The organism is Corynebacterium sp. zg-331, assembly GCF_014267345.1.
In the GTDB taxonomy this organism is placed as follows: Bacteria; Actinomycetota; Actinomycetes; order Mycobacteriales; family Mycobacteriaceae; genus Corynebacterium.
In genome coordinates this window covers 198131-207438 of sequence record NZ_JACMYD010000002.1, presented here as the reverse complement: position 1 = coordinate 207438, position 9308 = coordinate 198131, and the positions used below count along the sequence as shown (strand labels likewise).

The 9308-nt window shown below is 65.9% G+C and carries 9 protein-coding genes and 1 pseudogene; 4 read left to right on the top strand and 6 right to left on the bottom strand.

Annotated elements, in window-relative coordinates:
• Nucleotides 1-5: 5 nt before the first annotated feature.
• The 4 genes and pseudogenes from H7347_RS10705 to H7347_RS10880 form a co-directional block, all read right to left on the bottom strand.
• Nucleotides 6-413 carry a LiaF domain-containing protein gene (locus tag H7347_RS10705; RefSeq protein ID WP_370513910.1) on the bottom strand — a complete coding sequence of 136 codons (408 nt, stop codon included), beginning with the start codon at nt 411-413 and terminating at the stop codon, nt 6-8.
• Nucleotides 399-527 (bottom strand): annotated as a pseudogene (locus tag H7347_RS10700) (DUF1707 domain-containing protein); the annotation flags it as partial. The gene H7347_RS10705 and the pseudogene H7347_RS10700, both read right to left, overlap by 15 nt.
• A 200-nt stretch (nt 528-727) precedes the next feature.
• Nucleotides 728-2056, bottom strand: coding sequence for an AI-2E family transporter (locus H7347_RS04255; protein WP_152821643.1), 1329 nt, complete (start codon nt 2054-2056; stop codon nt 728-730).
• Between the two features lie 814 nt (nt 2057-2870).
• Nucleotides 2871-3437, bottom strand: a complete 567-nt coding sequence (locus H7347_RS10880; protein WP_186337226.1) for a PepSY domain-containing protein — start codon at nt 3435-3437, stop codon at nt 2871-2873.
• 363 nt (nt 3438-3800) lie between these two features.
• On the opposite strand from H7347_RS10880, the gene dnaK reads away from it, so the two are divergent.
• The 4 genes from dnaK to H7347_RS04230 all read left to right on the top strand — a co-directional run bounded on the left by dnaK (nt 3801) and on the right by H7347_RS04230 (nt 7852).
• Complete coding sequence (dnaK, locus tag H7347_RS04245; RefSeq protein ID WP_152821640.1) at nt 3801-5630, top strand: molecular chaperone DnaK; 1830 nt, start codon at nt 3801-3803, stop codon at nt 5628-5630.
• Nucleotides 5627-6163, top strand: a complete 537-nt coding sequence (gene grpE, locus H7347_RS04240) for a nucleotide exchange factor GrpE (protein ID WP_186337225.1) — start codon at nt 5627-5629, stop codon at nt 6161-6163. The genes dnaK and grpE overlap by 4 nt, the downstream gene beginning before the upstream one ends.
• Before the next feature lie 101 nt (nt 6164-6264).
• Nucleotides 6265-7419, top strand: coding sequence for a molecular chaperone DnaJ (gene dnaJ / locus H7347_RS04235; RefSeq protein ID WP_186337224.1), 1155 nt, complete (start codon nt 6265-6267; stop codon nt 7417-7419).
• Nucleotide 7420: 1 nt separating this feature from the next.
• Nucleotides 7421-7852, top strand: a complete 432-nt coding sequence (locus tag H7347_RS04230) for a heat shock protein transcriptional repressor HspR (RefSeq protein WP_152821638.1) — start codon at nt 7421-7423, stop codon at nt 7850-7852.
• Here the strand turns inward: H7347_RS04230 and H7347_RS04225 are convergent.
• Together H7347_RS04225 and H7347_RS04220 are read right to left on the bottom strand one after the other, a co-directional pair.
• Nucleotides 7803-9020 (bottom strand): alpha/beta hydrolase, encoded by a 1218-nt coding sequence (locus H7347_RS04225; RefSeq protein ID WP_186337223.1) that lies wholly within the window; start codon nt 9018-9020, stop codon nt 7803-7805. The two genes, H7347_RS04230 and H7347_RS04225, sit on opposite strands and share 50 nt — an antisense overlap.
• Nucleotides 9017-9280: a hypothetical protein gene (locus H7347_RS04220; RefSeq protein ID WP_152821634.1), complete on the bottom strand. Its 264-nt coding sequence runs from the start codon at nt 9278-9280 to the stop codon at nt 9017-9019. The genes H7347_RS04225 and H7347_RS04220 overlap by 4 nt, the downstream gene beginning before the upstream one ends.
• Nucleotides 9281-9308 lie beyond the last annotated feature (28 nt).

Sequence of the window (9308 nt, the reverse complement as noted above, 5' to 3'; positions counted from 1 at the left end):
CGCCTCTACACCGGCTTGGTGACTACCTTCACTCCGCCCAGCAGCGCCAGGCCGGTGATGCGCAGAACCGGGCCATTGCTCGAGGGCCCCTCCGGGATTTTCCGCTTGTGAGAGAAAAGGCCGAGAATGCTGGTTCCGTCCATCTGGACGCGAACCTCCGGCGGCACGATAATCGTGATATGGCCCAGGTGTGCCTGGGCATGAATGGTGGTATTTCGGGAGGAGAAGTGCGTGTTGCGCAGGTCGAGCTTGAGATTGCCAAGAACGGTGACCACGGTGTGTCTCTCCGGGAGCGCCACGAGGGATGTGCGCGAGGAACTGAGCAATACCCACGTTTTCTCCTTCTCCGCGGTGGGGAACGCGGGCGGTGGGGCCGTGGCAGGGGCGGGGAGATCGTGGGTTAATGCGGCCAGCTCGTCGCGATACGTCGCCCGGTAGGCCTGTGCGCTGCGGGCATCGAATTCGCTCACGGAGAGCTGACCCCTACCCAGGGCCTCGGAGAGGGCCGTGCAGGCGGCCATGCGTCCGCTATCCGAGACACAGAGGCGTTACTCGTAGGCATAAGGCAAGAATAGTGTATGAGGAAAAGAAAAAGGGGGATGCGGGGAGGGTAATTTCATCGGTGTAACCCGATTGCCGTAGGAAAGAGGGGGTCTTACGCGCTATGGATTCCCGGCGGAGATGGCGTGGCCCCGGTCGTTTCGTCGATCGGGTGAGCATCAGGCGCTCATTCCTCGTCTTTCTCCGGGCTCGGGGAGGAGGCCTGCTCCTCCTCGGCCGCAGCCTCGCCGCGTCGGGTGAGGCGGCTGAGCCGCTGGCGCACCGCGCTGACCCCCTCGCTGGCGGTGAGCGCCTCGCCCTGAGCGGTTGCGATGTGGATATCGTTGATGGTGATCTCCCCGGCGCGCAGTGCGACGATCTCCGAGTGGTAGCGGAACCACACCGCAAAGACGGCCGCCACGGGCACCGCGAGGAAGGCTCCGACGATGCCGAAGAGCGCGGAGCCCACCGTCACGGAGAGCAGTACCACGGCGGCGTGCAGGTTCATGGCCTTGGATTGGATGATGGGCTGGAGGATGTGGCTCTCGAGCTGCTGCACGGCCACGATGATCGCCAGCACCAGCAGGGCGTTGGTCAGGCCGTTGGAGACCAGCGCGATGATGACGGCCAGGGCCCCGGCGGTGATGGCGCCGATGATGGGGATGAAACCGGCGAAGAACGTGATGATGGCCAGGGCCAGGGCCAGCGGCACCTTGAGCAGCACCAGCCCCAGGCCGATGAAGAAGGCGTCCACGAAGGACACGAGGGCCTGGGCGCGCACGAATCCGGCCAGGGTGTTCCAGGAGCGGGAGAGAACCTCGGTGAGGTGCCAGCCGACGTTGGGGCCGATGTGCTTGCGCAGCCAGGGTAGGAAGCGGGGGCCGTCCTTGAGGAAGAAGAAGCTGAGCACCAGGGTCAGCACCAGCGTGACCACCGCGGAGGAGGCGGAGGAGAGCCCGGAGAACACGCCCGAGGCGATGTGGGATCCCTGGGACTGGATCATGGAGGTGAGCTCCTGGAGGATGCCGTCAAACTCCCCGAGGTCGAGGTTGAGCGGCGGGCCCTGGATCCAGTCCTGTACGTGGCTGATACCGGCCGAGGCGCGGTCGATCAGCTCCGGTATCTGTTTGGCTACCGACGGCGCGATGGCGCTCAAGATCCCGATGACCACCGCGAAAAACCCCACGATGGTGACCAAGACGGCCAGGGCGGCGGGGACGCGGCGCTTGCGCAGGAAGGCCACCGGGGGCCACAGCACCGTGCAGACGATGAGCGCGAGGATGACCGGGAGCAGGCCCACCCAGATCAGGCCCAGCCCCCGCCATAGGATCGCCCCGGCGGCCACCAGGATGATAAAGCGCAGCGCCCAGCCGGCGAGCCAGCGGCCGTCGCGGCCCAGGATGACGGAGCGGTCGGTGGGGTCGAGGCCGGTCGGCGCCTCGGCGGCGGCGGTCAAGTCGTCGAGGGTGCCCTCGGCGGGGGTGGCCTGTGCGCCGTTGTTGTTACTTTCACTCATAGTTTCACGAGGCTACGGCAATTAATCGTTTTTCGATAGGAGCGTAGCCACGCAGGCCGCGAGGGAGCCCAGGGCTGCCACCGCCACGGGTACCGTCCACCACAAGCTCAGGGAGAAGATTCTGCCGGGGTCGTGGAGGAAGGACGTGTCCTGGGTGGCGAGCGCCCCGTTACTGCCCCCACCGTGAGAGCGAGAATCCAGGGGGCCAGCCTGGGCAGCAGCAGCCAGAGCATGGAGAAATCGCTCACCGCGGCTTCCGCCAACACGCGCCGCAGCGGGCGCTGTAGTGGAGGATGAGTGCGATAACGCTAGTGGCAAGGGGATACATCTGCTCGGTGCGCAGTGCCTGCCCTGTGACCGTGGACCTGGGTTCGGTTGGCCGATGCGCACCGCCTTGAAATCCCGCTGCTGTTCCGGGGGAAAGAGAAGGGGGTGAACCCTAGGACACTATGACCGATGCCTATCGGCGTCGAGAATGCAGCTTATCGAGGTGCGGGCAAAACCTCGACGATCTCATCGTACGCGTCATTGTCAGAAGAATTGTCTCCGAGGGGGACGTTACTGAGGTAGTTGTCTCCTTCCTCGTTAAAGTAGGGCACGGTGACGAAGTTGGAGGTCTCGCCCTGATTGTTCTCGATGGTGGTGATCTTCGCGTTGTCGGGATCTTAGTGCTCGACACTGCTGTTGACAGGGGGGCGTCTCGCTGGTTGCGCCAGCTTTCACGGCATTGAGCAGGTCCACCTCGTTGTCAGATACAGTCATGCCCCTCGCTGGTAGAAAAGCCGGCGAGGGGCGCGTGGTCATGCCGAGATGTCTAGGCGGCAGGAATCTTGAACTCCGCCAGATCGTGCCCCTGGGCGTCGTCGAGGTCGATCTCCCAGCGCAGGGAGCCGTCCTTCTCGTCGAGGGAAATGCCGTCGAGGACGCCGTCCGGGTGCTGGTTGAGCGCCTCACGGATCGCTTCCTCGGCGCTCACCGTGGCGTTGCGGGCCTCGTTGAGGTCGTCGAGGTCGGTCTCGCGCTCGCGCTTCGTTTCCATCACCTGTCCCTTGGCATCCACCATGAGCTCCAGGTGCTCGTCGCCGACGATCATGTCGATCTCGTAGGCGTCGCCCTTGCGATCGATCTCGGTGATGATGCCGTCGGAGTGGGCCTTGAGCGCGTCCTGAGCGGCGGCCAGGGCGGCGTCGGTGGTGGCCGTGGCCGCCTCATCCTTGGTTTCCGTGCTGGGGGCATCGGTAGCGGTGGAGGAGGCCTGGGGGGCTTCCTCGGTGACGGTGACGATCTCCGTGGTCACCGGGTTATCGTTCGTATCGCTGCTGCACGCGGTCAGGCCGAGGGCCAGTGCGGCTGCGGGAATGATCGCCAGGCGACGGTTCATAGAAAACTCCTATCGATGTGGGGTTAAGGATTCTCCAGTATACCTTAATGCCGGATACTGCAGACCGAGGCGGGAGTGTCGAAGCGGCATGGTCGTCGAGACTGCCTGTCCGGATAGACGGGATGCGGCCGTGTCGGCTTTGCGCTATCGCCGGTGACGTGTCCCCGTGACCTGCAAAAACAAAAAAATTGAGTCGTGTGGGAACAACTTTGCTTGGGGGTGCGTTGAGGGGGATGTAGGCTTGAGCGTGTTCGGCTCAATGAGGTCTGTTAGTGTGGGCCTGGAGTTGAGCAGCCCGCCATGAAGGCGGGCGGGCTCGGGCTCGAACATAAGACGCAACAGGATAAAACAGGAGGAAGAACAATGGGACGTGCAGTGGGAATCGACCTCGGTACCACGAACTCGGTGGTGTCCGTGCTGGAGGGCGGCGAGTCCACCGTTATCGCTAACTCGGAGGGCGCTCGTACCACCCCGTCGGTGGTGGCCTTCGCCAAGAACGGCGAGGTGCTGGTGGGGCAGTCCGCCAAGAACCAGGCGGTGACCAACGTCGATCGCACCATTCGCTCCGTCAAGCGGCATATCGGTGAGAACGGCTGGACCGTGGCCATTGACGATAAGAAGTACACCCCGCAGGAGATCTCCGCCCGCACCCTGCAGAAGCTCAAGAGGGACGCGGAGGCCTACCTGGGCGAGGACGTCACGGACGCTGTGATTACCGTGCCCGCCTACTTCGAGGACGCGCAGCGTCAGGCCACCAAGGAGGCCGGCCAGATCGCGGGCCTTAACGTGCTGCGCATCGTCAATGAGCCCACCGCGGCCGCCCTGGCCTACGGCCTGGAGAAGAACGACGAGGAGCAGACCATCCTGGTCTTCGACCTCGGCGGCGGTACCTTCGACGTCTCCCTGCTGGAGATCGGCGACGGCGTGGTGGAGGTGCGCGCCACGGCGGGCGATAACCAGCTCGGCGGTGACGACTGGGATCAGCGCATCGTGGACTGGCTGGTCGAGAAGTTCAAGAGCAGCAACGGTATCGACCTGACCAAGGACAAGATGGCCCTCCAGCGCCTGCGCGAGGCCGCGGAGAAGGCCAAGATCGAGCTGTCCTCCTCCCAGCAGGCCACCATCAACCTGCCGTACATCACCGTGGACGCGGAGAAGAACCCGCTGTTCCTGGACGAGACGCTTTCCCGCGCGGAGTTCCAGCGCATCACCCAGGACCTGCTGGATCGCACCAAGAAGCCCTTCAACCAGGTGCTCAAGGACGCCGACATGAAGGTATCGGACATCGACCAGGTGGTGCTCGTGGGTGGTTCGACCCGCATGCCCGCTGTCACCGAGCTGGTCAAGGAGCTTACCGGCGGCAAGGAGCCGAACAAGGGCGTGAACCCGGACGAGGTGGTGGCCGTGGGCGCGGCCCTGCAGGCCGGCGTGCTGCGCGGTGAGGTCAAGGACGTGCTGCTGCTTGACGTCACCCCGCTCTCCCTGGGCATCGAGACCAAGGGCGGCGTGATGACCAAGCTCATTGAGCGCAACACCACCATCCCCACCAAGCGCTCCGAGACCTTCACCACCGCCGAGGACAACCAGCCCTCCGTGCAGATCCAGGTGTTCCAGGGCGAGCGCGAGATGGCCGCGGCGAACAAGCTGCTGGGCTCCTTCGAGCTGGGCGGCATCGCCCCGGCCCCGCGCGGCGTGCCGCAGATCGAGGTCACCTTTGACATCGACGCCAATGGCATCGTGCACGTGACCGCCAAGGACAAGGGCACGGGCAAGGAGAACACGATCACCATCCAGGACGGCTCCGGGTTGTCCCAGGAAGAGATCGACCGCATGGTCAAGGACGCCGAGGCCCACGCGGAGGAGGACAAGAAGCGCCGCGAGGAGCAGGAGACCCGCAACGCTGCGGAGTCCACCGCCTACCAGACCCGCAAGTTCCTGGAGGACAACGCCGACAAGGTCTCCGAGGACGTCAAGACTAAGGTCGAGGCCGCTGCCACCGAGGTGGAGGAGGCCCTCAAGGGCGATGACCTGGAGGCCATTAAGGCCGCCGTGGAAAAGCTCTCCACCGACTCCCAGGAGATGGGCAAGGCCATCTACGAAGCCGAGGCGGCCAAGCAGGGCGCCGAGGACGAGGGCGGTAACGACGACGTGGTGGACGCCGAGGTCGTAGACGAAGAGGGTGACAAGAAGTGACGCAGCCCGAGGAACAAGAGGAGAAGGTCGAGGCCGCCTCGGTGGATGCCGAGGCAACCGAGGACACCGAGCCCGTGGAGGCGGCGGAGGCCGTCGAGGAATCGACGGGCGAGGATCAGGTAGCCGAGCTGACCGATGACCTCAAGCGAGTGACCGCGGAGTACGCGAACTATCGCCGCCGCTCCACGCGGGAGCGCCAGGCAGCCGTGGATGCAGCCCGCGTCTCCGTGGTCGCGAGTCTGCTGCCCATCGTGGACGATCTGGTCCTGGCCAAGCAGCACGGCGATCTAGAGGAAGGCCCGCTCAAGGCCTTCGCGGAGAAGCTCCACTCCACCCTCGACTCCCTGGGCGTGACCGCCTTTGGCGAGGCGGGCGAGGCCTTCGACCCCGAGGTTCACGAGGCCGTGCAGGATGGGTCCTCCGGCGACGAGAAGGTGCTGGGCACCGTGCTGCGTCAGGGATACCGCCTGGGCGAGAAGACGATCCGCAACGCCATGGTGATGGTGGCTGATCCCGAATCCGCCGAGGAATAACGCGCGGATACCCCGTGGCACCGCTGGTCGCTTCAGAGAGATCAGCGGTGCCTTTTGCGTAGAACAGACGATAAATAATTTTCAGGAAGGAGGGATGCCCAGTGGCGGAACGCGAATGGGCAGAAAAGGACTATTACGCGGATCTGGGGGTCGCCTCATCCGCGAGTCAGGAGGACATTAAAAAGGCGTATCGCAAGATTGCCCGCGAGAACCACCCGGATAAAAAGCCGGGGGACAAGGCGGCCGAAGAGCGCTTTAAAAAGGCCGCCGAGGCCTACGACATCCTGGGCGACGAGCATAAACGCAAGGAATACGACGACTTCCGTACCATGCTGAAAAGCGGCGGGATTGGAGGTACCGGTTTTCCCGGCGGGTTTCGCTCGTCCGGGGCGACGGGGAGCTTCCATGACTCCGACTTCTTTGGACAAGGCGGAGGTTATTCTCCAGAGGGCGGTCTTGGTGACATCTTCGGTAGCTTCTTTGGTCGCGGCGGGAATTCTCGCCAGTCAGCTCGGCCAACCAGGGGAGCGGACGTGGAAACGGACATCACGCTGGAATTCCGGGAGGCGGCGAAAGGGACCACCCTTCCCCTTCAGATAAGCGGCGATGCCCCCTGCAGCACCTGCCACGGTTCGGGCTCCCAGTCCGGGCACACCAGCACCTGCGAGCGGTGCAAGGGCTCCGGTTTTACTTCGGAAAATCGTGGTGCCTTTGGATTCTCGGCCCCTTGCGTTGCCTGTGGGGGAGTCGGGGAGACCATCGAGGATCCCTGCGCTACCTGCGATGGGCGCGGTACCGTGCACCGCACCCGTTCCATCACGGTGCGCATCCCGGCCGGCGTGGTGGATGGGCAAAAGGTGCGCCTGGCGGGCCAGGGAGAGGCCGGCCCCAACGGCAAGCCCTCCGGCGACCTCTTTGTGACTGCTCACGTGCGCCCCGATCCGGTATTTACCCGCTCCGGCGACGACCTCGAGGTTACGGTGCCGGTGTCCTTCGCGGAGCTCGCGCTGGGGGATACCATCACCGTGCCCACCCTAGATTCCCCAGTGCGGGTGAAGGTGCCTGCGGGTACGCGCAGCAACCGCACCCTGCGGGTGCGCGGGCGCGGCATTAAAAAGGGCGATCTCCTGGTCACGGTGCAGGTCACCGTGCCTACCAACCTCGATGCCGCGGCCACCAGCGCCCTGCGTTCCTACGCACAGGCGGAACGGGAATCCGGCTTCAACCCGCGCAAGGGATGGGAAGGGGTGAAATAGCATGACTCGTGCGCAGCAGGAGCCCTCGGCGCCCATCGCCCAGGGGCAGCCCACCGAGGAGGTCTTTGTGATCTCCGTGGCGGCGGAGCTATCGGGAATGCACGCCCAGACACTACGCACCTATGATCGCCTGGGACTGGTGACACCTGCTCGCACCAGCGGCGGCGGTCGTCGCTACTCCCGTGCGGACGTGGCGATGCTGCGCCGGATACAAAAGCTCAGCCAGGAGGACGGCGTGAATCTCGCCGGGATCAAGGCCATCATCGAGCTGACGCGGCAGAACCAGGACCTCAAGGATGAGGTGGCGCGGCTGCGGGCGGACAACGAACGCATACGCAGGCACGCCGTCGCCCGAGGCGGGGAGCTGGTGCACGTGCCCCGCTCTACGGCGGTGGTGATGTGGACCCCGGATGCCCGGCGGGCGCGGCACTAGGCCGCTGCCCTTCCTCCCCCGCCGCGATATCCCGCAGCGCCCGAAGAACCAGGGGATCGTCCCAATACGAGGAATGATCCCCTGGCTGAGTGGGCCAGACCCGTGCGCCAAAGGCCGGTGCCGTGGGATCAACGCCGTGTATACCGCCGTGACCGGTGGCTGCCAGTTCGATGAGGTCGCCGGTGGCGGTCAATGCGTGGACGCTGCCCGGCCCGGAGCCGCGCAACCGGAACTCTGTGGCGTGACGCAGGGGGACGCCCGGGGAACCCATGAGCACCGTGGCATCGGCCAACAGGCCGGTGGCGGCGGCGTGGCCTACCACTACGGAACCGTAGCTGTATCCCAGCACGACGCGCCGCTGGCCGGGGTTCCGCGCGGCGAGGTCGCGCTGAAAACGCTGCAGCGCCTGTGCCCCGGCGCGCGCCGGGGAGGTGGCGATGGCCTCCGGCAGACCCTCCGGGGCCCGATAACCAAGCCAGGCGATCGCCGCGCCCCCGGTGGCCTCGGCTATGCGGCGGCCGCGGTCGAGCTGGGTTGGCCAGGAGGCGGTATCGGAGGAGCCGACCCCGGCGACGAAGGTGGTCACGCTGGCGGCGGAATCGAGATCCCCAAAGGCCACCGCCACGGTGTCCGGGCCGGCCTCCAGGAAGCGGGCCTCCGGGTATTGCCGGGCGAGGTCCTGCCACTGCGGGGCCGCGAGGAGGGTGGCCTCGTGAATCGCGTCGAGGGGGAGGTCCACCATGGCCCCGAGGCGGTGCAGCGGCGGGGCGGCCAGGGGAGTACACAGGCGCGTGATTTCCCGGGCGCAGTGCCAATCGAGGGCGGAACCCAGGGCGGCCACGGAGCGACCGAGCTGGGTGAGGAGGAAGGAATTGTTGCCGAGGCCGCGCAGGCGCTCGACCATGTGCTCCAATTCCTCGTGTATGGTTCCGGCGCGCCTCAGGATCGCGGCTACCTTGTCCATCCGGGCCGCCTCGGCGTGCCAGGGGGCGGTGGCTGCCTCCAGGCGCTCGACCCCGAGGAGGGCGGCACCGTCGATACCAGACTCGCGCAGCGCGACGTTATCGGCCTGCTCCTGCTCGGCGGCCGCGTGGGCATGCCGGGCGAGGCCCGCGGTGGCCTGGGCGGCGCGGCGGAGCTCGGATGAGTGCAGGGGGGAGATCGTCATGGGGCGATACCCCCGCCGAGCCGGTGGGCGGTGTGGCGGTCGAGGTCGCGGCATCGCCCGTCCAGGAGCGAGAGATCCGCGAGCAACGCGGCACGATCGCGCGCGGCGCGCTCCAGGTTGTTTCCCCAGGTGGCCGCGGCGGCGTGCAGGGCGGCGGCGGTGAGGGAGGAACCCGCCATGCGCGGTGGCGGCGGGGGAACATGGGTGCTGGCGGCGCGGAGGCGCTGGGAGAAGGAGTCGGTGAGGAGCAGCTGATGCATGACTTCGAGTACAGCTTGGCGGTGGCGA

Excerpts from the sequence above, each read along its gene's own strand:
- H7347_RS04255 (WP_152821643.1), bottom strand. The coding sequence starts at position 2,056 with ATGAGTGAAAGTAACAACAACGGCGCACAGGCCACCCCCGCCGAGGGC.
- H7347_RS10880 (WP_186337226.1), bottom strand. The coding sequence starts at position 3,437 with ATGAACCGTCGCCTGGCGATCATTCCCGCAGCCGCACTGGCCCTCGGC.
- dnaK (WP_152821640.1), top strand. The coding sequence starts at position 3,801 with ATGGGACGTGCAGTGGGAATCGACCTCGGTACCACGAACTCGGTGGTG.
- H7347_RS04230 (WP_152821638.1), top strand. The coding sequence starts at position 7,421 with ATGACTCGTGCGCAGCAGGAGCCCTCGGCGCCCATCGCCCAGGGGCAG.
- H7347_RS04225 (WP_186337223.1), bottom strand. The coding sequence starts at position 9,020 with ATGACGATCTCCCCCCTGCACTCATCCGAGCTCCGCCGCGCCGCCCAG.
- H7347_RS04220 (WP_152821634.1), bottom strand. The coding sequence starts at position 9,280 with ATGCATCAGCTGCTCCTCACCGACTCCTTCTCCCAGCGCCTCCGCGCC.